Annotated in this window: 21 protein-coding genes; 11 read left to right on the forward strand and 10 right to left on the reverse strand. The window is 71.2% G+C overall.

Going from position 1 to position 25920, the window contains the following annotated elements:
• Positions 1–1518: 1518 nt before the first annotated feature.
• The 3 genes from AB0L45_RS37635 to AB0L45_RS37645 all read right to left on the reverse strand — a co-directional run bounded on the left by AB0L45_RS37635 (position 1519) and on the right by AB0L45_RS37645 (position 4003).
• Positions 1519–1881 carry a hypothetical protein gene (locus AB0L45_RS37635; protein ID WP_365848278.1) on the reverse strand — a complete coding sequence of 121 codons (363 nt, stop codon included), beginning with the start codon at positions 1879–1881 and terminating at the stop codon, positions 1519–1521.
• A gap of 873 nt (positions 1882–2754) precedes the next feature.
• On the reverse strand, positions 2755–3372 hold the full coding sequence (locus AB0L45_RS37640; protein WP_365848279.1) for a GNAT family N-acetyltransferase: 618 nt from the start codon (positions 3370–3372) through the stop codon (positions 2755–2757).
• A gap of 211 nt (positions 3373–3583) precedes the next feature.
• The gene (locus AB0L45_RS37645; RefSeq protein WP_365848280.1) at positions 3584–4003 is read right to left on the reverse strand and encodes an ATP-binding protein; all 420 of its coding nucleotides are present in this window, start codon (positions 4001–4003) and stop codon (positions 3584–3586) included.
• Positions 4004–4450: 447 nt separating this feature from the next.
• On the opposite strand from AB0L45_RS37645, the gene AB0L45_RS37650 reads away from it, so the two are divergent.
• Both AB0L45_RS37650 and AB0L45_RS37655 read left to right on the forward strand, forming a co-directional pair.
• A complete protein-coding gene (locus AB0L45_RS37650) occupies positions 4451–5017 on the forward strand; it encodes an STAS domain-containing protein (protein ID WP_365848281.1) in 567 nt (188 codons plus the stop codon).
• 201 nt (positions 5018–5218) lie between these two features.
• Positions 5219–5632: an STAS domain-containing protein gene (locus AB0L45_RS37655; RefSeq protein WP_365848282.1), complete on the forward strand. Its 414-nt coding sequence runs from the start codon at positions 5219–5221 to the stop codon at positions 5630–5632.
• 72 nt (positions 5633–5704) lie between these two features.
• Here AB0L45_RS37655 and AB0L45_RS37660 read toward each other — a convergent pair whose 3' ends face one another.
• Together AB0L45_RS37660 and AB0L45_RS37665 are read right to left on the reverse strand one after the other, a co-directional pair.
• The gene (locus AB0L45_RS37660) at positions 5705–6052 is read right to left on the reverse strand and encodes an STAS domain-containing protein (RefSeq protein ID WP_365848283.1); all 348 of its coding nucleotides are present in this window, start codon (positions 6050–6052) and stop codon (positions 5705–5707) included.
• Between the two features lie 286 nt (positions 6053–6338).
• Complete coding sequence (locus AB0L45_RS37665; protein ID WP_365848284.1) at positions 6339–8222, reverse strand: hypothetical protein; 1884 nt, start codon at positions 8220–8222, stop codon at positions 6339–6341.
• A 434-nt stretch (positions 8223–8656) separates the two neighbouring features.
• Between AB0L45_RS37665 and AB0L45_RS37670 the strand changes: the two genes are divergently transcribed.
• The 3 genes from AB0L45_RS37670 (at position 8657) to AB0L45_RS37680 (ending at position 11894) form a co-directional block, all read left to right on the forward strand.
• Entirely contained in the window at positions 8657–9907 is a 1251-nt protein-coding gene (locus AB0L45_RS37670) for a cyclic nucleotide-binding domain-containing protein (protein WP_365848285.1), read from the forward strand.
• 17 nt (positions 9908–9924) lie between these two features.
• The gene (locus tag AB0L45_RS37675; protein WP_365848286.1) at positions 9925–10986 is read left to right on the forward strand and encodes a family 2 encapsulin nanocompartment cargo protein terpene cyclase; all 1062 of its coding nucleotides are present in this window, start codon (positions 9925–9927) and stop codon (positions 10984–10986) included.
• A gap of 68 nt (positions 10987–11054) precedes the next feature.
• Entirely contained in the window at positions 11055–11894 is an 840-nt protein-coding gene (locus AB0L45_RS37680; protein ID WP_365848310.1) for a geranyl diphosphate 2-C-methyltransferase, read from the forward strand.
• A 144-nt stretch (positions 11895–12038) separates the two neighbouring features.
• Here the strand turns inward: AB0L45_RS37680 and AB0L45_RS37685 are convergent, their stop codons facing one another.
• The 4 genes from AB0L45_RS37685 to AB0L45_RS37700 all read right to left on the reverse strand — a co-directional run bounded on the left by AB0L45_RS37685 (position 12039) and on the right by AB0L45_RS37700 (position 16336).
• The gene (locus tag AB0L45_RS37685; RefSeq protein WP_365848287.1) at positions 12039–12428 is read right to left on the reverse strand and encodes an SH3 domain-containing protein; all 390 of its coding nucleotides are present in this window, start codon (positions 12426–12428) and stop codon (positions 12039–12041) included.
• A 299-nt stretch (positions 12429–12727) separates the two neighbouring features.
• The gene (locus AB0L45_RS37690) at positions 12728–14473 is read right to left on the reverse strand and encodes an acyl-CoA dehydrogenase family protein (protein WP_365848288.1); all 1746 of its coding nucleotides are present in this window, start codon (positions 14471–14473) and stop codon (positions 12728–12730) included.
• A 73-nt stretch (positions 14474–14546) separates the two neighbouring features.
• Complete coding sequence (locus AB0L45_RS37695) at positions 14547–15107, reverse strand: PadR family transcriptional regulator (RefSeq protein WP_365848289.1); 561 nt, start codon at positions 15105–15107, stop codon at positions 14547–14549.
• Between the two features lie 62 nt (positions 15108–15169).
• Positions 15170–16336, reverse strand: a complete 1167-nt coding sequence (locus AB0L45_RS37700; protein ID WP_365848290.1) for a PP2C family protein-serine/threonine phosphatase — start codon at positions 16334–16336, stop codon at positions 15170–15172.
• A 338-nt stretch (positions 16337–16674) separates the two neighbouring features.
• Here AB0L45_RS37700 and AB0L45_RS37705 point away from each other — a divergent pair, with 338 nt between their 5' ends.
• The 3 genes from AB0L45_RS37705 to AB0L45_RS37715 all read left to right on the forward strand — a co-directional run bounded on the left by AB0L45_RS37705 (position 16675) and on the right by AB0L45_RS37715 (position 19476).
• On the forward strand, positions 16675–17154 hold the full coding sequence (locus AB0L45_RS37705) for a helix-turn-helix transcriptional regulator (protein ID WP_365848291.1): 480 nt from the start codon (positions 16675–16677) through the stop codon (positions 17152–17154).
• Between the two features lie 429 nt (positions 17155–17583).
• Complete coding sequence (locus AB0L45_RS37710) at positions 17584–17742, forward strand: hypothetical protein (RefSeq protein WP_365848292.1); 159 nt, start codon at positions 17584–17586, stop codon at positions 17740–17742.
• A gap of 546 nt (positions 17743–18288) precedes the next feature.
• On the forward strand, positions 18289–19476 hold the full coding sequence (locus AB0L45_RS37715) for a cytochrome P450 (protein ID WP_365848293.1): 1188 nt from the start codon (positions 18289–18291) through the stop codon (positions 19474–19476).
• A 26-nt stretch (positions 19477–19502) separates the two neighbouring features.
• Here AB0L45_RS37715 and AB0L45_RS37720 read toward each other — a convergent pair whose 3' ends face one another.
• Entirely contained in the window at positions 19503–21788 is a 2286-nt protein-coding gene (locus AB0L45_RS37720) for an excinuclease ABC subunit UvrA (protein WP_365848294.1), read from the reverse strand.
• Between the two features lie 317 nt (positions 21789–22105).
• Here AB0L45_RS37720 and AB0L45_RS37725 point away from each other — a divergent pair, with 317 nt between their 5' ends.
• The 3 genes from AB0L45_RS37725 (at position 22106) to AB0L45_RS37735 (ending at position 25910) form a co-directional block, all read left to right on the forward strand.
• The gene (locus AB0L45_RS37725; RefSeq protein ID WP_365848295.1) at positions 22106–24004 is read left to right on the forward strand and encodes a hypothetical protein; all 1899 of its coding nucleotides are present in this window, start codon (positions 22106–22108) and stop codon (positions 24002–24004) included.
• Complete coding sequence (locus AB0L45_RS37730) at positions 24001–25581, forward strand: SagB family peptide dehydrogenase (protein ID WP_365848296.1); 1581 nt, start codon at positions 24001–24003, stop codon at positions 25579–25581. Before AB0L45_RS37725 ends, AB0L45_RS37730 begins: the two co-directional genes overlap by 4 nt.
• 146 nt (positions 25582–25727) lie before the next feature.
• The gene (locus AB0L45_RS37735) at positions 25728–25910 is read left to right on the forward strand and encodes a hypothetical protein (RefSeq protein WP_365848297.1); all 183 of its coding nucleotides are present in this window, start codon (positions 25728–25730) and stop codon (positions 25908–25910) included.
• The last annotated feature ends 10 nt before the right edge of the window (positions 25911–25920 follow it).

Raw genomic sequence — 25920 nt, forward strand, 5'->3', positions numbered from 1 at the left:
CCGGCCGTACGAGTCGTCTGCTGTCATCGAACCTCTCTCATGGAACGCGTCGAGGGGCCCGGATGCCGTACCGGCACCCGGGCCCCGAAGGAACTACTACACCATCTGCCGACCGTGACACTGCGTCGGCCTGCTGTATCCGCCGCCCCGGCCCAAAGGCTGCCGGGACCGCGGGGATCGCGGTTGCTTGACCGGAGACCACCTCACTGTCGATGTCCTGCGGTACCCGGACTCAGACAGCCGCCCGGGCGATCCTGATGGCGCTCGCTCCTCCGTTCTTCCCTCAGTGATCAACTGCTGTACTGCTGGTCATGCGAACTACTGGTCACGCAAACAGCTCAGCGGCCTGTGACAGCACCGCTTTCCGGCAGCCGGCCCCGTCACCCATCCTGCGGCGTGAGGCTCACTGCCCTACACCCCGGTGCGCGCGCCTGCAGCCGACGCCTTCACCGGGGTACTGCTCGTGGCGGCCCCTGATCACTGCGGGCCACCCGGTGCGGCCGTCAGCCCCGTCGCCGTCCTGCACCAGCCATGGCTTCGAAACTCCACCGCCGCACCGTCCTGCGTGCTGCATGTGCGGGTCCTGCTGCCCGGCAGTTCGTCTCTGCCGGGCCCTACGGTCTCTCTGGGTTACGAGAGAAACCATAACCACACCACCACCCGATGTCTACTCCGGCCGACATAGATTTTTGCGTGTTGGACGGGGAGGTAATCGGCTTCGTGCAGTGACGGGGCAGGCGCGCCGCCTCTGCGTCGCCGCCGCCCGCTCCGGGAACTCCGCCGCCGACGCCCGCCGGGACACTGGCACCTTCCTGGACCGGTAGCCCTACCTCGGGCCCCCGGGACAAGTAACCCGTCGGTAGGTGCCGCGTCGTACGGCCTGGCTCGCGTCGAGCGTTGCCCGCTCGTTGTCGGCCCGCTCGTCGTCGGCCGGCTCGGCGGTGCGGAGGGGCGGTGACGGACCGGCGGTCGCCGCCCGTTGTCGGCGACGGATGGCGACCGCCGGCGGGTGCGAGGAGCGCGGCTCCCCTCCACGTACTCCTCGCGCCCGGGCCCGGCGGGGTCTGAGCAGGAACGGACAGAGAAGTCGCCGGTACTGGCGCCCGGGGCCTGGGCTACGAGGAAGCGGGCGTGGCCGCGACCGGCGCGACCCAGCAGCGCCGGGGGAAACCGGCCGAAGCCGGCGATGGGAGGCCGCGCCCTTGGGACCGGGTCCGGCAGGTGCGGGTGCGCGGCAGGTGTGGGTGCGCTCATGGACACTGCGTCCGTTGCTGAGGTGCGTCGGTGTCGTTCGACGCCACAGAGGCCGCCGGACGTTCATCAACATTCTTCAGGGAGGGAATCAGTATGCTCGCTACCGTTATTGGGTATTCCTATACCCCACGCCAGCGGTCGTGACAATCTGCGGGGAAAACGGCTTCTCGTCAAGATCAGGTGCCCCCGTTCACCTGTTCCGACCGTATTCCGCCTGGCCCTCTGCAGGGAGCAGGCAGAGGAGAAGGATTAGGCCCCCTCCGGTCAGCAGTAGACCTCTACTCCGCTGGCCCTGTCCCCGCCTTGGCCGATGGGGCGCTCCCTCCCCGGCTCCACGTAGTCCCACTGATTCAGGTTGTCGTTGTAGTAGACGCGGAACGCGTTCCCATGCGCCTTGGCATAGGTGAAATAGTCGTTGAGAGGGGTGTAGCCGCAGTGCTCGATGTTCCACCAACTGCGTCCTTCGGGGCCATGCGTCTTGTAGACGCAGGCTCTGCCGTAGTTGCACTTGGTGTCCCAGAACTTCACGCTGGCGTCCGCTGCGGCCGGAGCAGATGCAGTAGCCACCGCCGCCGACCCGAGAGCAGCCGCCATAGCTGCGGTTTTGAACCAGTTGTTGATACGCATACACCAGTCCCTTTCTGGAGAAGGCAGTAGACACTGACACATCCTGGTCACACTCAGAAGGGGGCGGTCACAAGTTGGCCAGTTATTACCCCTGACCGATTCCATTGGGCCGCCATGCTGATGTGATCTCGGCGGGGCTGCTGTTCGCGAGGAACGTGGTGACGTCAGCAGGCGTGCGGAACCTGGCGAACCTGACGGCCTTGCGGTGAGAGGTGACCGTACCCGCCCCCCGCCTCGATATTTCCACCCAGTTGGCCTGAACGAACAGACCAATGAGGGGGTGGCCTGTCCGGTGGGAACGGCCCTCCCGTCGCGGGAATCATCTGTGGATGCTTCGCTACGAGGGAACGACGTACTCGCCGGACTCCGGACTCGTAAGGAGAGTCATGCGTACCCGAATCTCTGCCACAGCCGCGGCACTCGCCACCCTGATCACGTTGGGAACCGCGGGGGTAGCGGTTGCCGCAGGCGATGCCGCGACGCCCGATAGCCACGTCTCCCGAAACCTTCGCATGGACGATGACCCGGCTTCCCCGGACGAATCCGAGTGGAAGGAAGGTTCGTACAGCACCAGATACGCTTGCGTGAAGCGTGGGGACTGGGGCGTGCAGAACGGGAAATGGAAGAAGTACAAGTGCGTGAACCATCCCCACTGGGCGTACACCGAACTGTGGGTTCGGGTGTAGCGGCCTCGGGGCGCCTTTGCATTGCGTCCTTCCGCCGTAGCTGCGCTTCCTCTGCCTGCTGGCAGCGGGCAGCAGGCCTGTCACTGGCTTTGGGCGGACCGGCCGTAACCGGATCGCGGGTGTTTCGGGGGCTTTCCCGGTGGCTCGCGGCGCGGTTACGGCTCTGGCTGAAGGCCGTTCGCCGTGTTCAGGCGCTGTCGGCGGTGCGGGGTTCGCGTCGCATGGACCACAGCAGCGGTCCGCCGCCCGGGAGTTGCAGCTCCTCGCGCACGGCGAAGCCGAAGTGCTCGTAGACGGGGAGGTTGGCCGACTTGGACGACTCCAAGTAGACGGGCAGGCCTGCCGCGTCAGCCTTGGCCAGCCCCGAGCGCAGGAGCGCGGCGCCGTGTCCCTGGCCCTGGGCCGCCGGGTCGGCGCCGATCACCGCGAGGTACCAGTGCGGTTCTTGGGGGGCGTGCTCGGCCGCCGCCATGACGGTGTCGCGGAACAGCGGTGCCCGGTCGCCGAGGATGTCCTGGAGCTCCTGGACGGTCTCGGCGTCGGGGACGGCCTTCTCCTGTCCCTCCGGCGGTACCCAGAAGGCGGCCGCCGCTTCGGTGCGTTCGCACACGCCGTGGTGGGCGTACTGCCGGGTGAACAGGGTGGTGAAGTAACGGGCCAGCCCGGATTCACGGGTGGATTCGTCGGGGAAGAACCAGCGCATCATCGGGTCGTCGTCGAATGCGCGGGCCAGCGTACTGCTGACCGGACGGGCGTCGTCGACCGTCGCCCTCTGCGGGGTGTTGGATATCAGCACATCGGTCATTCTGCACCCTTGGTGATCTTCCCCGGTCGGCGGGTGGCGTACTTACGATCTTGCCCGGTCGGCGGGTGGCGTGCTTATGAGGGCGGCGTTGCCGGAACGGCCGCGGGCCGGTACGTCCGGGCCGGAACGGCCGGGCCGGCGTGCGCCGCCGGCGAGTTTCGCCGGGAAAGCTTCCTGCGCCGGCAGCCCCCTGGCGGCGTTCGGCCCGTACTCACCCGGCGCCCAGGGTGGCCCGGATCGTCTTGCCGCCGAACGGGCCGTCGAGGACGTCGAGGGTGTGCGTGAGGGCGTACACGATCAGCAGGCCACGGCCGCACTCGTCGCCGTCGCCGGCCGGGCGCAGTTGCGGCCGGGCCGGGCTGTCGTCGCTCACCTCGACCGTCAGGGTGCCGTCCTGGACGTACAGGCGCAGCCGGCAGCTGCTGCGGGTGTGGCGGGTGACGTTGGCGACCAGTTCGGTGACGACCAGGAAGGCGTCCGCCGGGTCGGCGGGGCAGGCTCCGGGGCCGGTGGTGCCGTCGCGGGACAGGAAGGCGGCGGTCAGCCGGCGGGCCCAGAAGACGGTTTCGTGGGCGTGGGGTAAGAGGTATTCGGCCCGCGTCGTCCGGACGCGGGCGCGATGGGTTCGCAACGTTCGGCTCACTCCCCCCAAGGGCCTGCCGGCTCCCTCGGGTTACACCTCGGTGGCCGGATCGCGGTGGCTGGTCTGTACCACCCATGCCCCGTTCGAGTGACGGCCACGCACGGTCCCGCCGTAGTACGGGTCGTACGGCCGCGTGAACGCCGTCCACGGGCACCGTCCGCCGCCCCGCGCCACCGCTCCCACGGATCCGGCCGGTGGCCTGCCTCGCACAGTGACGGAGCGGCCGTTCAGGTGTCCGGGTGCCGCGTGCCTCCGGTGGGACTCTGCGGTGACGCGTGCTTGTCCGTACGGAATCGGGGGCATCACACCGGATGAGGCCGACGGGCGGGTCGGCGAACGCCCTGGAAACAGCATCGGACCGCCCCCACACTCGGCCACGAATGCCCGGCCACCTCCCTGCGGGCCGGGACTCGTCCACCGACGGAGGAGACGCCTGTGTCCGGACTCTCCCGCTGCTTCCGCGGCCGCGGCGCCACCCGTCGCGCCGTCCGTGCCGGCGCCCGCTGGTGGCGGCCGGACGGCGCGCCCCGCAGGCGGCCGGCCAGCTCGTACCGCGAGAGCGACGGACCGTGCTGGCGTGCCCGGCGCGACGGGGAGACGCTGCTGCTGTCGGTCCGCGGCGACCTGGACCTGGAGCTCTCCCGGCGTCTGCGCCCGGCCCTGACCCAGGTGTCCTCGCCGTCGGTACGCACGGTGGTGCTGGACCTGAGCCAGGTCACGTTCTTCGACTGCAGCGGATTGCAGTGGCTGTGCGAGGTGCGGTCCCGAGTGGCCGCGCACGGCGGGCAGACCTATCTGTGCCAGCCGCCGCGCTGTGTGTACCGCGTACTGCAACTCGTTCCGCTGGCCCGGCCGTTCGCCTTACTGCCGGCCGCCGGCGCCGGCTTCACCCGCCCGATGGAAACGGTGGGAAGCAGCCGTCCGCCGGGCAGCGGTTCCCGTCGCCTCGCCGTGCGCCGCCGGAGGACCGCGTACGGGTCCACGCGGCCGCACGGCAGCTGACGGGCCCCGCTCGGGAACCGGCCGGGCGGGCGACGGACTGCCCGCGCCCGGCAGCCGGGCCGGAGCCGGGCCGCAGGCCCTTCTCAGGGGTGGCGCAAGACGCCGCCTCCGGGCCGGACACGCCTGGTCCCCGTGCCCGCCTACGGATAGCGTGGTGCGCCCGGCCCATGGGTGTTGTGCGAACGCGCTCGGAGGTGCGACATGCCGCACGCTGACGGGTTGCTGGTCAACATGGTCGCCGACTGTGACGCGTGTGCGGTGGTACGCGTCAGCGGAGCTCTCGACCACACCGGGGAACAGTTCTTCCGTACGACGATGGGCGGCCATGTCGACGCCGGTTACCGCTACGTGGTCCTGGACTGCTCGGCGCTGGTCTACTGCAACTCCCGCGGCCTGAACTGCCTGCTGGGGCTGCACTGGCTGCTCAGCCGGCGGCGCGGCCGTCTCCTGCTCGCCGGTGTGGGGCGCCGCGTGCTGTGGATGCTGGAGAACACCGGCAGCAAGGAGGTACTGGCCGTCTTCCCCACCGTGACCCGGGCGCTCGCCAGCCTGCCCGTGCACCACCGCCCCGCCTGGCCGCCCCCGCACCCGCTGAGCGCCGATCCCGGCGCCTGAGAGCCGGTGTCGTGACCCCGGCCGGTCGAGGGGCGTACGGCCGTCGGCCCGCCTGTCACGCGTCGGCCCGTCTCAGGGAACCGCCGGGTGACCGCGCCGGGCGTCCTCGACGTCGGCGTAGCGGGGGAACTGGTCCGCGTAGCCGGTCAGCCGGAACAGCAGGGCGATGGCCTCGTGGGCGTAGACCAGCCGTACCCAGCCGCCCATCGCCTCGCACCGCGCCTGGGCCCTCATCAGCTCCTGGAGTCCGCTGCTGTCGATGAAGGTCACCTGGCGCAGATCGACCACCACGCAGGCCGGGAGTGCAGCATCGTTCCAGCTGAGCTGGTCCCGGAACGCCTGCGCCGTCGCCAGGTCGATCTCGCCCACCGGGCAGACCACCCGACAGCCCTCCCTCAGCTCGGGGCACCGGGTGTTCATGGCGGCCAACTCCTCGGGGACTGCACGGCGCGGCCCGCACCACCGGGTGTGCGGCGGGGCTGTCCGGCAGCTTACGGACAGCACACGCACAGACGAAGCCGAAGGTTCAGGAATCAATGAAACTTTCGCGAAAGACTTGTATTGATCGCCCAGGGATCGCTTTCGCTCGTCCAGCTCCGCGAATCGACCGTATACCGTGCACCGATCATCCAATAATCCGTGCAGCGGTTCGAGAGGCGATATGGGGGACGGCGGCGCAGAACGCATACGGCCGTCGATCCGGCGGTCACCCGCGGACGGTTTCGACGACCGCGGTCCCGCCCGGTGGCACCCGTACGTTCACACAGGTGTGCACGTTTCCGTGGAGGGTCTGCCGTCGGGACTCGTACGGCCTGCCGTCGGTCGCGACGGCGTGGTGCACGCCCGGGAACCGGGCCTGCCATGCGTACGTCTTCGAGGTGCCGTTGGTGAGCTCGGACCTGTGGGTGCCGTCGTGCCGCAGGTCGAAGAAGCCGTCGCCGACGGGGACGCGGTCGACGCGTACCCAGTCGACGTCCCGGGGCAGGTGCGAGCGGGTGGCCACCCTCGCGCGGGGTGCGTCCGGCCGGAATCCCATCAGCCCCTCGACGGTCTGCGAGACGAGGGTGAATGCGACTTCCGGATAATCGCCGTTCAGTCCTTGCGCCGTGACGGGATGGCGGTCGTCGCGGTGGTCGTAGACATAGCGCATCCACGTCCACGCCTGCCGGTCGCGGTCATTGGCGAAAAAGGTGTCGGGCAGATAGGTGATGGCCTCGATGTTCACCGGTTTTCCCGCTCCCCCGGCCATGTCGTCGATGAAGTCGAGATAGGCGTCGTTGCGCGGTCCGGGCAGCAGGAGGCGCTTCATGGGCATGAACCAGCTGTTCTCCCTGCCCCATCCGGACAGCGGAGCGCCGGAGAGGGCGTAGGCGCGGGTCATCGCGGCGCCCTGGTGCGCGACCCAGCCGTGATGGAAATACCTGCGCAGTTCCGCGGCACGGGCGGCATACCGGGCCGCCTGGCTCTCCTCGCGCCGGGCCGACGCCAGCGCCGCGGCGGCCAGACAGGCCCGGTACTGGGAAGCGATCCCGTCACCCGCCTCGATCAGCTGCTCGCCGCTGTTCTCGTTGTAGCTGGCCGATCCCTGGAAAATGCCCTGCCCCGTGCCCTCGGCGACGCCGTTGGGTTTGCGCCGGTCGTGTTCCTCGATGAATTCCGTGGTGGCATGGCGGCAGAAGTCCCACATCGTGTCGCCGAGGTAGAAGGCGTCACCGCTCCACCGGTGGGCCTGTTCCGTCTTCTCCACCAGTTCGAAGGGCGCGGGCACCTCGCGCACGAACGAGTCGGCACCGCGGTAATCGATGCTCAGATACGTGCGGGCGTCGAAGTTGTACGACCACACGGGGTAATACACGTGGGCGGCGGTCGCCGAGACGGCGAAGGAGCCCAGCATGGTCTTGTTCTCTTCGGTCAGTCCCAGGATCTGGGCTCCGGCGACCTGATGCGCGGTGTCGCGCGCGTAGTAGCCGCTCCGGTGTGCGTAACCGGCCCAGTACGAGGGGGCGTAGGCGGCGGTGCCGGTCCCGCTGGGGTTTCTCTCGTCCACGTTGAGGGGCCCGACGGTGCCGGGCAGCTGGACCCAGCTGTTGGCCTTGCGCTTGGCCCACTCGAACATCTCCGCCGGCGCGGGGTCCGAGGAGGTGACCCGTGGGTCGGCCGGGGCCGCGGGTGACAGCATGACGTCGTCGACGTCGATCCAGGCGTCACCGGACGCGAAGACGATCTCCATCCGGTCCCCTCTTCCCAGGGTGACCCGTGAGACGGTGTGGCGCGTGAAGAAGGGGCGGTTCGCCACGGCGGTGTCGCCGGCCGGCGCGCCGTTGACCCGTACCAGGAAGACGCCGCGCGGACCGCCCGCGGCGATCCACGCGGACACGTCGTACGAGCCCGCCCCGGTCGCCGTCACCACCTGCCTCACCTGCCGTCCCCTTCCGGCGTCGAGGTAGGCGTTGCAGCGGCCGGTGTGCGGGTTACGGGTGGTGATGCCGGTGCCGGCGTCCCAGGTCCATCCCTCCTCGCCCAGCTCGAACCCGGGGTTGGTCACCGCCAGGAACGACGGGCCGGTGCAGGAACCATGCGCTGGTGTCACGAGTGGGCCGTCCTCTCGTTCAACTGGCGTGCAGCGGGCCGTCGCACCAGGGTCGTGGCTGCGTGGGGCGCGGGCAAGACGTGGCATGGCGGTTGCCCCTTCACCCGCCCGGGTTCTTCCGTCGCGCTCATCCCGTACTCACCTACGTGCCGCCTGTGGCCGGGCGTTGGCCCCGCCCCTCGCCGCGCACCCGCCCCCGCGCCGCTGAACTGTGCGACCGCCGACGAACGTTGACCAGCACCAAGGGGGCGCACATCAGAGGCCGCGCGCCCCTCATTGCCAACTCCCGAGTGTTTACGCCTCCCGAACGCGAAGGCGCCCCCCTTCGCGCCGTACCGGCGGCACACTTCCGCCTGTTTCGCTTATTGCTGCACACGGCCCTCTTGCTCATCAACGGCCGTTCGCCTCACTCCTGTTCACCTCTGGGAGGAAATGTGCCCGTACCGGACCGCGCTCCCGGACGTGTTCCCGGTTCCGCCGTCGAAGCGAGCGCGCTCGACCCGCCTGCGGGCGGTGCACTCACCAGCCTCGGCACCCGGGCGGCCCGCCAGCTCGCGACCACCACCAAGACCCCGCCCCAGATGCAGGCCATCACCTCCCGGTGGCTGCTGAAAGCACTGCCGTGGGTGGACGTCAAGGGCGGCACCTACCGGGTCAACCGGCGCCTCCAGCTCCGTGTCGGGCAGGACCGTGTCCAGTTCGAGCACAACGGCGCGGACGACATCAGGGGGATCCCGCAGACGCTCACCGAGCTGCCCGCCGCCCCGCGCGGGTACGCCGACAGCGAGGTCCTGAAGGAGCTCGCCGGGCGCTTCCGGGTCCGCGAGGTCCGGGCCGGCCAGATCCGCTGCGAGGCGGGGCAGCCCGCCACCGACGCGTACCTCGTCGTGCACGGCCGGTTCGCCCGCTACGCGCCCGGCAAGTACGGCGGGGAGGAGGCCGTCGGCGTCGTCACGGACGGCGACCAGGTGGGGGACGAGGCGATCGGCCGGCCCGACCCGCGGTGGCGGACGTCGGTCCGGGCCGAGGCCGCGGGTGTCCTGCTGACGCTGCCCTGGGACGTGCTCAGGGAGTTCACCGACCGTGTGCCCTCTCTGGCCGCGCACCTGAGCGCGTACGCGGAGCGGCGGCGGCGTCCGATGAACCGCCGGGGCGAGGCGGACGTACCGGTGCGGGCGGGACACGTAGGCGAACCGATACTGCCCGGCGGCTACGTCGATGACGACCTCAGCCCGCGCGCGTACGCACTCTCCCTGACCCAGGCCGTACTGCGCGTCCACTCCCGGGTCGCCGGCCTCCACAACGACCCGATGGACCAGACACAGCAGCAACTCCGGCTCACGGTCGAGGAGATCCGTGAGCGCCAGGAGGCGGACGTCGCCGGGCATCAGGTCCCCGCCTGGCGCGGCGTCCCGATCTTCCCGTGCGGCAAGAACCCGGTCAGCGACACGTACACCAGCAGCATCATCGCGCTGCGGACCGGCGAGGACGACCAAGGAGTCGTCGGCCTGTACCGGACCGGCCTGCCCGAGGAGCACCAACCCGGCCTGAACGTCCGGTTCATGGGCATCGACCGGACCGCCGTCATCAACTACCTCGTCACCGCCTACTACTCGCTGGCCGTCCTCGTACCGGACGCAGCCGGTGTCCTGGAGCACGTCCAGCTCGGCCGGACCGCCGAATGACCAGTGGAGTAACGACCATGAGCACACCACCCGCCACCGCCACCGCCCCGTTCCGGCTGCCCGGGCCGCCGAGCCTCGCCCGCGCCCGGCCGGCCCCGCGCGGCGGCGCCGTACCCGGGCTGCGGTACCGGCCCGTCGCCCCGGCCGACCCGGAGAAGGCCGCGGAGATCGACCGCCGGCTGGAGGACTGGGCCCGGCAGCTGGCCCTGTTCCCCGCGACGTGGTCCGGCGACTTCACCGGCTTCCAGTTCGGCCGGGCCGTCGTCCTGCAGCATCCCGCCGCGTCCGACCTCGAACGCCTCACGGCCGCCGGCAAGTTGCTGCTGGCCGAGAACATCGTCGACACCTGCTACTGCGAGGAGGACGAGGGCAAGGGCGGCGCCCGCCGCGGCCTGGGCGGGCGCCTGATCGTCGCCCAGTCGGCCCTCGACCCGTTCCACGGCCCCCCGGGGGCGGAGCAGGAGTGGCGCCAAGGGGTGCAGGCCGACGGACCGCTGCGCTCGTACTACTGGGCCTTGAAGGACTACGCGGCGCTGGCGACGCCCAGCCAGACCGGCCGGTTCGTCCATGACATGGCCCGGCTGCACCTCGGCTATCTCGCCGAGGCCTCCTGGGCGGAGACCCGGCATGTGCCGCGCGTGTGGGAGTACCTGGTCATGCGGCAGTTCAACAACTTCCGTCCCTGCCTTTCGATCGTCGACGCCGTGGACGGTTACGAGCTGCCCGAGGCGGTGTACGCCCGTCCGGAGATCCAGCGGATCACCGCCCTGGCCTGCAACGCCACGACCATCGTCAACGACCTGTACTCCTTCACCAAGGAGCTGGCGAGCGACCCGGACCACCTGAACCTGCCCCAGGTGGTCGCCGCCAACGACCGGCGTGGTCTGAAGGCCGCCTACCTCAAGAGCGTCGACATCCACAACCAGATCATGGCGGCGTACGAGACGGAGGCGGCCGAGCTGGCCGCGACCTCCCCCCTCGTGGAGCGGTACACCCGGAGCCTGTCCGACTGGGTGGCCGGCAACCACGAGTGGCACGCCACCAATTCCGACCGCTACCACCTGCCCAACTACTGGTAGACCGACCCGCGCACCACAGCAAGGAGCCACCGTTGACCACTGCGCACGTCCCCACCGCGCGTCCCGTCATGCCGACCCAGTCCACGTACCAGGACCGCGTCGCGGAGTACTGGAACACCGAGGAAAACCCGGTCAATCTGGAACTCGGCAAGATCGACGATCTCTATCACCACCACTACGGCATCGGGGCCGCCGACCGGTCCGTGCTGGACGAGCCGGACCCCGTCCGGCGCCGTGAACGCATCACCGGCGAACTGCACCGCCTCGAACACGCCCAGGCCGAACTCCTCGCCTCGCACCTCGGCACGCTGTCGCCCACCGACCGCGTCTTCGACGCCGGGTGCGGACGCGGCGGCGGCAGCGTGGTCGCGCACCTGCGTCACGGCTGCCACGCCGACGGGGCCACCATCTCCGCCAAGCAGGCCGACTTCGCCAACGAGCAGGCCCGCAAGCGCGGCATCGACGGCAAGGTGCGCTACCACCACCGCAACATGCTCGACACCGGCTTCGCCACCGGCGCGTACGCGGCGTCCTGGAACAACGAGTCGACCATGTACGTCGAGCTGGACCTGCTCTTCGCCGAGCACGCCCGGCTGCTGCGGCGCGGCGGGCGCTATGTGGTGATCACCGGCTGCTACAACGACTCCTACGGGCGCGCCTCCCGCGAGGTGTCCCTGATCAACGCCCACTACATCTGCGACATCCACCCGCGGTCGGCGTACTTCCGCGCGATGGCCCGCCACCGGCTGGTCCCGGTGCACGTGGAGGACCTCACCGCGGCCACGCTGCCGTACTGGGAACTGCGCAGCCAGGCCGACCACCTGGTCACGGGCATTGAGGAAACCTTTCTGACCGCGTACCGCAACGGCAGCTTCCAGTACCTGCTGATCGCCGCCGACCGGGTCTGACCGTGCGGCCGGGCCTGCGGATCCCACCGGATCCGGGGGCCCGGCCGCCCCGCGGGGACCAGACCAGGCACACTCAGGCGCGGGCCCGTGGTGGCGGTGGGCCCGCGCCTGAGGTCGTGCGGGTGATGCGGGTGATGCGTCAGATCAGCACTTGTTGTCCGGGTGCACGGAACCGCCGTCGTCGAGGTTCTTGTTGTAGACCCAGCCGTCGACGTTGAGGCCGTCGATCCGTACGTGCGTCCACTTGTTGCCGGCGGAGTTCTTCACCCAGCAGTGGTAGAACAGCACACGGGCGGTGCCGACCGTGGCGACCACTCCGCACTCCTTGTTGGGGCCGGTGCGGACCTTGACGGAGTCGCCCTTCGCGGTGCCCTTGCCGGAGGACTTGTTCGACCAGCCGGGGTGGGTACACGCGTCCGCACCGGAGGGCGCGGCGCTGGCGGCCGGCGCCACGACGGTGAGGGTGGCACCTGACAGGAGAAGCGGCGCGGCGAGAGCGGCGACGAATCTCGCGCGCTTCTTCAGTGTGCTCATGGACTTTCCCCCTTGCTCGGCGGGCGCCCCGTACGGTCGGCCCGGTTGGTGCTGAGCATGGCGCGCCGGAGCGTGATGCGCGGGACGCATGAGTCCTTTGTCCAAAAACCGCACTGGAGGGGCTAGTTCCTGAATGCTCCCGGTCTCCTGGTCTTCCGGTCTTCCGGTCTCCCGGCGCATCGGACGCTCGCCTTCCGGCGAGCCGGCGAGGCGGCCCCGCCCCTCTCTGGAGCAGGACCGCCTCTCTCCGAAGCGGGGCCGCCACTGTCCGAAGCGGGGCCGTCTCTGCCCGCCGGCCGCTACGGCGCCATCTCGTACGCCCCCGACAGGGCCTCGACGCGCTCCCAGACGCGCGCGGAGCGGGCCTCGTCGACGACCGGGCGGCGGACCGCCGACAGGGCCCAGTCCTGCTGGGCTCCGGTGGCCGAGTCCTTGCCGTGCAGTTCGACGGCGTGCGCGGAGAAGTCCCGGACGAGGACGGCGAAGAGTTCGTCCAGGACGTCCGTGTCGAGGTCCGTCAGGCGGGCCTGTTCCAGGATCAGCTGGCCGTGGACGACCAGCGCGAACAGCTGGCCGACGGCGAGCAGCAGATCGAGGTCGCGGCTCTGCTCCTCGTCGGGTGCCGCGGTGGTGACGAACTCGCACAGGGCGTCCGCCTGCTCCCGGAACCGGGCGACGTTGGACACCTCGGCGTACGCGTCGTAGGCCGCGCGCCAGTCGTGGAACCGTACGGCGCCCAGGCCGCGGGCCGGGCCCTGACGGAAGAGGAAGGCGTCGTCGGCCGCGTCGAGGCGGGTGGGCACGGGCGCGTACTCGGCCGGGTTCAGCAGGTGGTTGCCCATGAACTTCAGGATCAGCGCGAGGTTGACGTGGACGGTGCCCTCCAGCTTCGGCAGGCCGCGGATCTCGGTGGCGGCCTGCGCGAAGTAGGTGTCCTTCTCGAAGCCCTTGGCGGCGATGACGTCCCACATCAGGTCGATGACCTTCTCGCCCTCGGTGGTGACCTTCATCTTCGTCATCGGGTTGAAGAGCAGGTAGCGGCGGTCGTCCGGCCCGGCGGAGCGGAAGTAGTCCACGGCGCGATCGCTGAACAGCTTCATGCCGACCAGGCGTACGTAGGCATCGGTCAGCTCGCGGCGCACGTGCGGGAAGGCGGTGACGGGCCGGCCGTACAGGATGCGGTGGTGCGCGTGGGTGACGGCCTCGTACATCGCGTGCTCGCAGATGCCGATCGAGGCGGTGCAGAGGTTGAACTTGCCGACGTTGACGGTGTTGAGCGCGGCGTCGAAGGCGGCGCGGCCGGTGTGCAGGATGTCGTCCAGCCCGACCGGGTAGTTCTCCAGGCGGAACTCGCTGACGTACTTCGAGGAGTCGACGACGTTCTTGACCAGGTGGTACGCCGGGTGGCGGCTGTCGGCGGCGAAGAAGACGTAGCCGTCGGGGCCCTCGATGTCGGTGCGGCGGCCGAAGACGGAGACGAGTCCGGCGGCGTTGCCGTTGCCGATGTAGTACTTGGCGCCGCTCGCGAGGAAGCCGCCGTTGCCGTCGGGCTCCAGCAGCATGTCGGTGTTGTAGATGTCCGCGCCGTGCGTCTTCTCCGAGAGGCCGAAGGCGAACACCTCGCCGTCCGCGAGGAGCTGGGCCGCGCGGGCGCGGGCGGTGGCGTTGTCGCTCTGCCAGACGGGGCCGAGGCCGAGGATGGTGACCTGCCACGCGTACCAGTAGTCGAGCCCGTAGAAGCCGAAGATCTCGTTGAGGGCGGCGATCCGGGCGGTGTCCCAGCGCTTGTCCGGCACGCCGTCCGACGGCCCGTCCGCCTGCTCACCGGCGGCGGAGGCCGGGGTGAGGAAGGTGGCGAACAGTCCCTCCTTGGCCGCGAAGGCGAGGAAGTCGGCCAGCCAGGCGCGGGAGCGGTAATCCTCGATCAGCCGGCGCTTGCCGCGGTCCTCGAACCAGTCGACGGTGGCGCGCAGCAGCCGGCGGGTCTCCGGGTCGAAGTGCGCCGGGTCGTAGGTGCGCGGGTTGAAGAGCAGCGGGTCGGCCATGGGGTCCGCCTTTCGGGGGTCGGGTGGGGTCGGGGATCGGGGTACGGGTGGGGGCGTGCGGGGCCGCTCCCGCTCAGCTCTCGGCTCGTACGAGGCCGTGGAGCGTGGCGAGCACGTCCTCCAGCCAGGCGATCGTCATCCGCTCGTACGCGATGCCGCCGCGCAGGACGACGTGCTGGAGCTGCTGCCCGGCGTCCAGGGCGGCGGGCGCTTCGGGGCCGGTGAAGTCGCGCCGCTCCCCCGCCAGGTAGTGCGCGAGCCGGTCGGTGTGCGCCTGGTGGTGCCGTTCGACCTCGCGGATCAGCGCGGACGGGTCGTCGAAGGCCGCGCCGCGGATCTTGACGGCGAGGTCGTGCCGTACGCTCTCGGGCTCGATCGGCTCGTGCAGCCATGAGGAGAGGGCGGTGCGCCCGAGGGCGGCGACGGAGTACTCCTTCTTGTCCGGCCGCCCCTGCTGCGGCACCTCGCGGACGTCGACCCAGCCGTCGGTCTCCATGCGTTTGAGGACGCGGTAGATCTGCTGGTGGGTGGCGGTCCAGAAGTAGCCGATGGACCGCTCGAACCGGCGGGCCAGCTCATAGCCGGAGCCCGGCTTCTCCAGCAGGGAGACGAGGATCGCGTGGTCGAGCGCCATGCCCCGATCCTGCTATGCAACGAGTTGCATAGACAAGCGGCTCCGTGCAGGTGAGACGCGGGTCACCCGCCCGGCGCCACGCCCCGCCGCTCCTTGCGGTACGGACGGAGGGGGTCGTACGAGACCCGGCCGGCCGGGACGGCCCGCCCCCGCGCCCCGGACGCGCCCCGGCCGTCCTGCGCGGGCGCCGCCGGGCAGGACTCGACCAGGATGAACGCCACGTCGTCGGCGAGGTCGCCGTCCGTGTGACGGAGCAGGGCCTCCTGGACCGCGTCGGCGGCCTCGTCGAGCGCCGCCCGTGAGCAGGCGGACCGCAGGCCGGCGAGGTCGACCATGTCGCCCTGCGGGCTGCGGGCCTCGGCCAGACCGTCGGTGTAGAAGAGCAGGCGGTCGCCGGGGCCGAGCACGGCGTTCTGGACGACCGGCGTGGGGTGCAGCCCCAGCGGGGTGGTCGGCTCGGCCGGGGCGAGCAGGCGGGGCGGGGCGCCGGCGGGCAGGAGCAAGGGCGGGTGGTGGCCGCAGTTGGCCAGGCCGACCCAGGTGGCGGCGGGCCGGCCGGTGGTACGGAACTCGGCGGCCAGGGCGGTGACGAAATCCTCCGCGCCGAGCAGGGGCGCCAGGCGCCGGTCGGTGGCGTCCAGGACGGCGGGCAGATCGGGGTGCGTATAGGCACTGTCCCGGAAGAAGCCGATCGCGGCGGCCGACAGCCGCACCGCCTCCAGACCGCTGCCGCGCACGTCACCGATGAGCAGGCGCAGACCGGCGGCGGTGTGCGCGAAGGCGTACAGGTCTCCGCCGAGCAGGGCCTGCGGCGAAGCGGAATGGTAACGCGCGCACACGGCCACGCCACCGAGCCGGAAGGAGGTGGGCTGGAGAATGGCACGCTGGGCCACTGACGACGCCTCGACCAACTGCCGCTCTCGCGCGCTCCGTCGGCCGGCGCTCCAGGTGGCATACGCGCCCCCCAGCACCAGCACGGTCAGCCGCACCAGCACGTCCCGCTCACCAAGAGCGCCCTCCCACACCGCGACCCCGGCGGCCAGCAGCACCACATACAGGGCGACGGAGCCGGTACGGGGACCGTCGAGCCGCGTGGCGGCCAACAGCGTACAAACCAGGAGCAACCCCACCAGACTGCGCCCCGCACCCAGAACAAGATCACCGACCGCGATGGGCACGCCCACAACCAGCGCGAACAACAGCCACCTGCGCTCGCGGTCCAGCCGCATCCACCCGCCTCCTGCCCAACGGTGCGAAGGGAGATATGCCCGTTGGCCAGTCCGCTTGCACATGCCGTGGGAGGCGCGTCGGCGGGCTGCGGGGCACGGCTTCACCCCCTCCCCCGCGGAGGGTGAGAAGCCGTGCGGTGAGCGGGAGGAGAGGGGGTGGTTCCGCTCGTAGGGGACCGATCTTGCGCGGGTCTGGGGGGTGTGTCAACCAATAGGCGGAGGCTGTTCGGAATGGGCTGGTCAGCGGGGGGATTATTCTTGGGGCGGCTTCTACTGGCGTTTACTGCACGGGAGTTGGAGGGGTACTGGTGTCCGGATGTGCGGGCTAGGATGCCGCCATGTCATGTACTCCCGAGCCGGCCGCGGAGCTGTTCGCCCGGCGTCTGCGGCGTCTGATCGAGGTGAGTTTCCCGGCTGCCCAGGGGCGGCCGTACACGGACATCGAGATCGGCAGGCACACCGGCCTGTCCAACCAGTACGTGGGCAAGCTCCGCAAGGGGCAGTCCGTGCCGAGCCTGGTCAACGCCGGGCGGCTGGCCCGGCTGTTCGGGGTGTCCACGGACTACTTCCTCAGTCCGCCCGACCACCCCGCCGTGCGGTCCGTCGAGCGCGATCTGCGGATGGTGGAGGCGCGCCGGGCCGCCGGGGGCGCGGTGGACGCCCGGAACGCCGGGCTGCTCGACGACGAGGAGGTGCGGCGGATCGCCGAGGGGGCCGCGGAGTTGCCGCCGGCGATGCGGGGGCCGGTGCGGGTCGTCATCGAGCAGTTGCGTAAGGCTGTCGGGCTGGGCGGCGGTGACGAGAGCGTACGTGGCTGAGTGGGGCGGGTGTGGGGGTGGGGGTGCCGGCTGACTTCGGGTGCGGCGGACGTCCGGTAGGAGCCGATGGTGAGCCCGGGGTGGAGGTCCTCGCTGAAATCGTGTCGGTCAGCCGGGCGGTAGATGCTTTCCGCGGTGCTGAACTCGTGGTCTCCATCGGCAAGATGGCCTGGAAGGGTGGAGGTCCGCGCCAGGGTTACTGGGGTGATGTTGCACCCACTGTTCGCGGGCGGGGTGGGCAGTGTGCGGGATGGACAGTGCGCGGGGTGTCGAGGTCGTGGTCGCCCTCAATCGTCTGCTTTTCCGCCGGCGGATCAGTGACGACACCTTCCGGTGTGTGCTTTCCTGTTTCGGTGTCGCGCCTATGCGCTGGTGCGACGCCTATACGTGGTGTGCCACGACCGCGGCGGAGAAAGCCGCTACCCATACGTGCTGATCCAGCGTTTCTTCCCGGCCCCGCTCGGCCCGTTCGTCGGGGCCGCGGCCGACGCGTTCCTGGACGAGGCGCTGCGCCGGGCCGTCGGCGCGCCCACGCCGCCCCCCGGATACCGGCCGGGCCTGCCGGCTGTCGTGCGCGATCTCGCCTGAGCCGGTCCGCGTTGTCCAACGCGGGCAAGAAGCCGGTTGGACACCTTCCTTCCTCGCGGGTCCGTCCAACTGGGTGCGGTTGACCGGCCACTCGGGTGACCGCAAAGTGAAGGCCATCGGTTGTCGAATTCGCAGGCACTTGTCACTTGCGGGCGGGTGCGGATGTTCGCGGTGCACGTCGCATTTCGAGGGGCAGGTGGAATGCGGCTGGTTACGGCGGAATACGGCACGGGCATGCGCGGAGCAGCGTGATACGGACGCGGCATGGGCGCGGAGCGGACGCGGAATGGGCGGACAGGAGGGCCGGACCCGGCGCCGGTCACCGGCCACCCCTCTTCGGGGGCCGGCGCCGACTTCATGGTGAGCGATCGAATTTCTCTTCTTGGCTCGCCTTCATTCATCGGCTCGCCGTCACGTCTTTCCTCGCGCCGTCACGTCTTTTCTCTCTCCGTCGCGCCTTTTCTCTCTCCGCCCGTCTCAGCTCCTCCGCCGTCCGTGTGCTCCGCGGCCACGATCCGCGCCGCCCGACGGAGAAGGGACGTCAGGATGACCCAGCCGCACGAGGTACCCGTACACCTTCGCCGGCACCGTTTCGACCCGGACCCCGAGCTGCGCCGGCAGGTGAAGGAGGCGCCGCTGGTGGAGGCCGACATCGAGTTCGGGGCTTTCGGCCGGGTGAAGTGGCTCGCCACCGGCGAGGCCGAGATACGGGAGGTGCTGGGTGATCCCCAGCGGTTCAGCTCCGCGCTGCCCGACGCCGGCGAGGACGGCACGGGCACGCCGGCCCTGCCGGGCAACCTGCTGACGTGCGACCCGCCCGACCACACCCGCCTGCGCAAGCTGGTGGCCCCGGAGTTCACGGCGCGGCGGACCCGCAGGCTCGCGCCGCGGATCCACGAGGTCGTGGCGGAGTGTCTGGGCACCATGGAACGCGTCGGGCAGCCGGCCGACTTCATGCGGCAGTTCGCGTGGCCCATGGCCGGTCTGCTCACCTGCGAGCTGCTGGGCATCCCCCGGGACGACCGGGCCGAGCTGGCGCGTTACCTGGGCCTCTCCCAGAACGACACGGTGCCCCGGGAGCAGCAGACGGCCGTCGGGAAGGCGTACTGGGCGTACATGGTGAAGCTCGCGCACCGGCAGCGGCGGACGCCGGGCGACGGTCTGTTCGGCGCGGTGGTGCGCGAGCACGGCGACGACATCAGCGACGAGGAGCTGGCGGGTATCGGGGCGACCTTCGTCTCCGACGGGTTCCTGCAGGTCTCCAGCATGCTGGGGCTGGGCCTGCTGGCGCTGCTGGACCATCCGGACCAGCTCGCGCTGCTGCGGGAGCGGCCGGAGCTGATCGACCGGGCGGTGGAGGAACTGCTGCGCTACGTCACCGTCATCCACACCGTGACGCCCCGGACCGCCGTGGCGGACGTGACCGTCGGAGGGCAGGTGATCAAGGCCGGTGAGAGGGTGGCCTGCTCCGTGTTCGCCGTCAACCGCGCGCAGGGCGGGGAGGTGCCGGACGGGTTCGACATCACCCGGGAGTCGGGGCCGCACATGGCCTTCGGGTACGGCCTCCATCACTGCGTCGCCGCGCCGCTGGTCAAGATGGAGATGGCTGCCACCTACCCGGCGCTGCTGGACCGGTTTCCCGGCCTGCGGCTCGCGGTGCCGCCGGACGAGATCCGCTTCCGGTCCGCGCAGACCCGGCAGTTCAGCCTGGAGTCGCTGCCCGTCACCTGGTGAAGGTCAGCCGTCCCCCGCCCCGCCCGTCAGCGCCCCACGTACTCCCGCAGGTGCCGGGCCGTCAGCGTGTCCCCGCGGGCGACCAGCTCGGCGGGCGTGCCCGTGAAGACCACCTGGCCGCCGTCGTGCCCGCCGCCCGGGCCGAGGTCCACGATCCAGTCGGCGTGGGCCATCACCGCCTGGTGGTGTTCGATGACGATCACCGAGTTGCCGTCGTCCACCAGCCGGTCGAGCAGGGCGAGGAGCTGGTCGACGTCGGCCATGTGCAGTCCGGTGGTGGGTTCGTCCAGGACGTACGTCGTGGCCTTCTCGGTCATGTGGATGGCCAGTTTGAGGCGCTGCCGCTCGCCGCCGGAGAGGGTGTTGAGCGGCTGGCCCAGCCGGAGGTAGCCCAGCCCCACGTCGGCGAGCCGCCCGAGGAGGGCGTGGGCCTGGCCGGACGGGAAGAAGTCGTACGCCTGTGCCACGGACATCGCCAGCACCTGACTGATGTCCTTGCCGCGCAGCGTGTACGTGAGCACCTTCGGCGTGAACCGCTTGCCCTCGCACTCCTCGCACACCGACGCCACCCCCGCCATCATCGCGAGGTCGGTGTAGACCAGCCCGATGCCGTTGCAGTGCGGGCAGGCACCCTCGGAGTTGGCGCTGAACAGGGCCGCCTTGACGCCGTTGGCCTTGGCGAAGGCGGTACGGATCGGGTGCAGCAGGCCGGTGTAGGTGGCCGGGTTGGAGCGGCGGGAGCCGCGGATCGGCGACTGGTCGGCGACGGCGACGCCTTCGCGCCCGGCGACGTACCCGTGGATCAGTGAGCTCTTGCCGGAGCCCGCGACACCGGTGACGACGGTCAGCACGCCCAGCGGTATCTCCACGCTGACGTTGCGCAGGTTGTGCCGGTCCGCGCCTTCCACCAGCAGGGCGCCGCGCGGCGTGCGCACCGTCTCGCGCAGCCGGGCCCGGTGCTCCAGGTACCGCCCGGTCAGCGTCCCGGAGGCGCGCAGCCCTGGCACGTCCCCGGCGTAGCAGAGCCGCCCGCCCTCCGTGCCGGCGCCCGGGCCGAGGTCCACGACGTGGTCGGCGATGGTGATGACCTCCGGTTTGTGCTCGACGACGAGCACCGTGTTGCCCTTGTCCCGCAGGCGCAGCAGCAGATCGTTCATGCGCTGGATGTCGTGCGGATGGAGGCCGACGGTGGGTTCGTCGAAGACGTACGTGACGTCGCTGAGGCTGGAGCCGAGGTGCCGCACCATCTTCACGCGCTGCGCCTCGCCGCCGGAGAGGGTGCCGGCGGGCCGGTCCAGGCTCAGGTAGCCGAGGCCGATCTCCACGAGGGAGTCGAGCAGGTGCCGCAGGTTGGCGAGGAGCGGCGCCACGGAGGGGTCGTCGACCGTGCGCAGGAACGCGGCGAGGTCGCTGATCTGCATGGCCGAGCACTGGGCGATGGTGACGCCGTCGATGGTGGAGGAGAGCGCGGCGGGGCTCAGCCGGGTGCCCTCGCAGGCGGGGCAGTCGGCGAAGGCGACGGCCCGGTCCACGAAGGCGCGGATGTGCGGTTGCAGCGCGTCGCGGTCCTTGGCCAGGAACAGCCGCCGGACCTTGGTGACGAGCCCTTCGTACGTCGTGTTGACGGTGGCGGCCTTCACCTTGGTCGCGGGCTTGTGGAGGAAGTCCTGCCACTCCCGCTCGGTGTAGTCCTTGAGCTTCTTGTCCGGCGGGAAGAGTCCGGAGCCCGCCATGACCTGCCAGTACCAGGAGCCCACGGTGAAGTTGGGCACCGTGATCGCGCCCTCGTCGAGGGAGAGTTCGCGGTCCACGAGCTGGTCGAGGTCGATCGTCGACACCTGGCCGATGCCCTCGCACTCGGGGCACATGCCGTCGGCGCTGTTGAAGCTGAAGGCGCTGGAGGTGCCGATGTGCGGGGTGCCGAGGCGGCTGAAGACGATCCGCAGCATGGTGTACGCGTCGGTCGCGGTGCCCACCGTGGAGCGGGAGTTGGCGCCCATCCGCTCCTGGTCGACGATGATCGCGGCGCTCAGGTTGCGCAGCGCGTCCACGTCCGGGCGCCCCAGGCTCGGCATGAACGACTGGATGAACGCGGTGTACGTCTCGTTGATCAGCCGCTGTGCCTCGGCGGCGATGGTCCCGAAGACGAGCGAGGACTTGCCCGACCCGGAGACGCCGGTGAAGACGGTGAGCCGCCGTTTGGGCAGGTCCAGGGAGAGGTCGGCCAGGTTGTTCTCGCGTGCTCCGCGCACCTCGATGACGTGGTGCAGGTCCGCGGCGGCCGGCCGGGGGCTGGAGGGGGCAGCGGGCATGTCGGTTCCTTCTCCTCGGTACGGCGGTACGGCGGTACGGCGGCCGGGCGGTGGCGCCTTGGGCGGCCGGGCAGCAGCGGGCGGGCGCCCGGGCCGCCGGTCCCGTCGGGGTACTGGCCACCGGTCCCGTCGGGGTACCAGGTACTCTCGCACACTTTCCGCGTACGGTGTACGGAGTTTTTGCGCGCGGGCCGCCGCACCGCAGCCCGAGCAACCGCAGCCCGGTCACTGTGGTCGGTCTACGGTCCGGCCGTAGAGACGTGCGTCGCGGGCGGTGATGACACTCGGGGGCGATCCGCCGACCCCGAGGACAGACGATGCGACCGAAACTCAAGCCCGACGTGCTGTACGTGCCCACCGCGGACGGGGTGCACCTGTTCGGCGCCGGCGCCAACCTCGAACTGCGGGGCGGCGCCATCTACCAGTGGGTGGACCGGCTGGCGCCGCACCTGAACGGCACCACCACCCTGGAAGGCCTGCTGCGCGGCCTGCCGGACGACAAGCGGTCCGTGGTCACGGCCCTGCTGCGGCGCCTGGAGGAAGGCGGCTGCCTGACCGACGCGGAGGAGGACGAGCCGCACGGCCTGACGGACCGCGAACTGGAGACGTACGCGCCGGAGATCGCCTTCGTCGAGTATTACCGCGGTTCGGCGGCCCGGCGCTTCGAGGCGTACCGCAACAGCTCGGTGGTGGTGCTGGGCGCCGGCCCCGCGTTCACGGCGCTGACCGCGTCGGCGCTGCACTCGGGCGTCCGCCGGCTGCGCGCGGTGTGCACCCCGGAGTGCCCCACCGACGCGGACCGGCTGACCGAGCTGACCGGTGGGTCCGAACGGCGCGACCCGGACCAGGAGCTGATCCGGACGGTCCTGTCCGGCGACTCCGACGCGGAACTCGCCGCGGCGCTGGAGGGGGCCGACGCCGTCGTGCACGTGTCCTCGGCGCCGGTGGCGGAGCGGGCCGTACGGCTGCACCGGCTGTGCGAGCAGGCCGGACAGCTGCTGGTGCAGGGCGTCGTGCTGGACGATGTGGCGTGGCTGGGGCCGTCCGGCGCCGCCTGGGCGTCGGCCTGGCAGCGCCTGTCCGCGCCCGAGGCGTCGCGGCCCAGCACCTTCCTCACCGGACCGGCCGCGGCCGTGGTCGCGGGTCACCTGGGCCTGGCCTGCTTCACCGCGCTGACGGGCGCCCGGGACGACGAACAGCCGGTGCTGACCCGCATCGACCTGGAGACCCTGCGCACCTCGACGCACTCTTTCCTGCCGCACCCGTCCGCCCTGGACGCGCCGCAGGAGAGTGCCGAGGAGTTCGGGCAGCGCGTCGAACGGCTGGGCGCGGCCGCTCCGCTGACCGGCGAGGAGTTCTCCGCACGCGCCGCGACCTGCTTCGACCGGTACGCGGGGGTGCTGCGGGCGCTGGAGGAGGGCGACTGTACGCAGCTGCCGCTGAACGTGACCGAGGCGGTACGGGCCGAGGAGGCCGGTGAGCGCGTCTTCGGCTGGGGCACCGGCTTCGCCGAGGCCCGGCAGCGGGCGGCGCTGCGCGGGCTGGCCCGGTACGCGGTCACGGCGCCCGACCCGCGGCGGTTCACCGGTGACGGTTCGGTACGGGGCTGGGACCTGGCTCGCAAGGAGGTCACGACGGTGCCGGCCGGGGACGTGTTCACACCGGGGCCCGGTGTGGCGGCCGCGCTCGACTGGGCCGGGGCGGTCACCGCGGCGGTCGCGCAGCAGGGTGCGCGGCTGGCGGTGGAGGACGTACGCTCCGGTGCCGTCGAGCCGGTCCGGCTGGACGTGGCGGGCGCGCAGCTGAGCGAGGCGGGCCGCCGCAGCCTGGACATGCTGCGTCCGGCGGGCGGCGTGGCCGTGGCCGCCGACATCGGTACGGCGCTCGGTGTGCCGGTGCTGGCCTGGTGGCAGGGCGACCGGCCGGTCGGGGTGACCTGCGGCCCCGGCGCGCTGTCCGAGGGGCTCGAACTGGTGCTGCTGGACCGGCAGTCGGAGCTGACCGGCGAGTCCGCGTACGCTCCGCGGCCCGTCCCGGAACTCGGCGCACCGCCGCGCGGGCCGGGCGGCGCGGCCGTACCGGCGGACGCGGACCTGCCCGCGCTGGTGGAGGCGCTGGCGTCGCGGGGGCGGCGCCCGGTCGTGGTGCCGCTCGACCACGACCCGGCCGTGCACGAGGTGCTGCCGAACATCGTGCGGGTGGTGCTCGCCGGATGACCGGGGCCACCGTCGGCCGGGCCGGGTCGCTGGGGCTGCGGTTCTGGTACGACACGTTCGAGGGCGTACGGGAGCTGTTCGCCGAGGGGCACGGTGCCGAGGGCGGGGCGGACGATCCGCTGCCGAGCAAGACCTACCGCGGGCTGCCCCGCCACGTGCTGCCCGCGCCGCCCCGCCGCGTCGGTGACGCGCGCTGGTCCTTCGCCGGCTTCCGCGACCGGCACCCCGGCCCGCCGCGCAGGGCCTGGGACGGGAGCACGCTGTCCGCGCTGCTGCACCACACCTACGGTCTGGGCCGCATGGAGCTGGGCCCGCAGGCCGCCTGGCCGTACCACCGGCTGGTGGCCTCGGCCCGCTGCTTCTACCCGGTGGAGCTGTACGTGTGGCTGGGCGGCGCCACCGGGGGCGTACCGGCGGGGTGTTACCACTACGATCCGCTGCACCACGCCCTGACCGCGCTGCGGCCCGGCGGCATCCCGGACGAACTGCGGGAGGCCGTCGCCGGCCGGAGCCGGGACACGTCCGCGCTGCTGCTGCTCTCCGCGTACTTCCGCAAGACCGCGTTCCGGTACCGCGACTACGCCTACCGGCTGTGCGCGCAGGAGTCCGGCATGGTCATCGGCAACGCACTCATGGTCGCCGGCGCGCTCGGCCTGGACGCCCGTGTCCACCACCGGTTCCTGGACGAGCCGGTGAACCGGGCGCTGGGCCTGGACAGTACGGAGGAGACCGCGTTCGCCGTACTGGAGATCGGGGCGCGGGACGGGGTGCCCGCGGCCCCGGCGCCCGGCCTGCCGCCCCTCGTGACGGACCACGTCCGTACCAACCGGGAGGACCCGGCGCTCTGGACGCGGCTGACCACGCTGGACGCCGGCAGCCGGCTCACCGGTGACGCCCGCTTCGAGCCGGTCGACCCGGCACCGTTCCACCGGCCCGCCGGCGGCCCCGCCGAACCGTTCGCCGACGACGACCGGCCGCCGGGGAGCGTGGAGCTGGGCGACGCGCTGCGCCGCCGGGACTCGGGCGGACGGATGTTCCTGCCGGCCCGTACGGCGTTGCCGCGGCAGCAGCTCGCGGACCTCCTCCGGTACGTACTGGAACCGGTGCCCTCCGACCACGGTGACGCGCCGCTGCGGCCGCTGCTGGACTGCCACGTACTGACGCTCAACACCGACGGCCAGGCCGCCGGGCTGTACCGGCTGGACCCCTCCCCCGCTCTCGTCCCGGTGCCCGGACGCGACGGGCGGCCCACGGTGGCCATGCTGTGCGACCGCACACCGTCGGTGAACACCGCGCGCGCCAACGCGGTCGTCTTCCTCACCGTGGACCGCTACGAGGGCGACCGCGGGTTCGGCGACCGCGGCTACCGGATCCTGCACCACGAGGGCGGTATCGCGGCCCAGCGCCTGAGCGTGCTGGCCGCCGCGGCGGGCCTCTCGGCCCGGATCACCAACGGGTACGACGACCGGGTGGTGCGGGAGCTGCTCGGCGGCGGTGACGCGCACGTGCCCGTCTTCGCGATCGTGCTGGGCCGGCGGCAGCCGACTTCCCAGTACGAGCCCCCGCTGGACTGGTGACCACAGGCACCGTAGGGCCCGGCACCCGGGCGAACCCTACGGGCCCTCCCGTAGAGACCCGGGGCCCCCGCGGACCGAAGAATCAGCTCGGACAGCGGGCGACCGCCGTCCGCAACCGTCACCCACATAGGAAGGAGGGACACGACATGGACGCGAACCTGGTGCTGGACCTCGACGACCTGAGCGTGGACCAGCTCGACATCCTGCCGACCGCCCCCGGCTCCTCCCTGGAGTCGATCAACGTCGGCCACGCCATGGTCGAGATCGGCGCATCCAACTGCACCTCGAAGGGCTCGCCCGCGAGCTGCTGCTCTTGTTGCTGCTGCTGATCAGGCTGCA

Source organism: Streptomyces sp. NPDC052496, from assembly GCF_040679095.1.
In the GTDB taxonomy this organism is placed as follows: domain Bacteria; phylum Actinomycetota; class Actinomycetes; order Streptomycetales; family Streptomycetaceae; genus Streptomyces.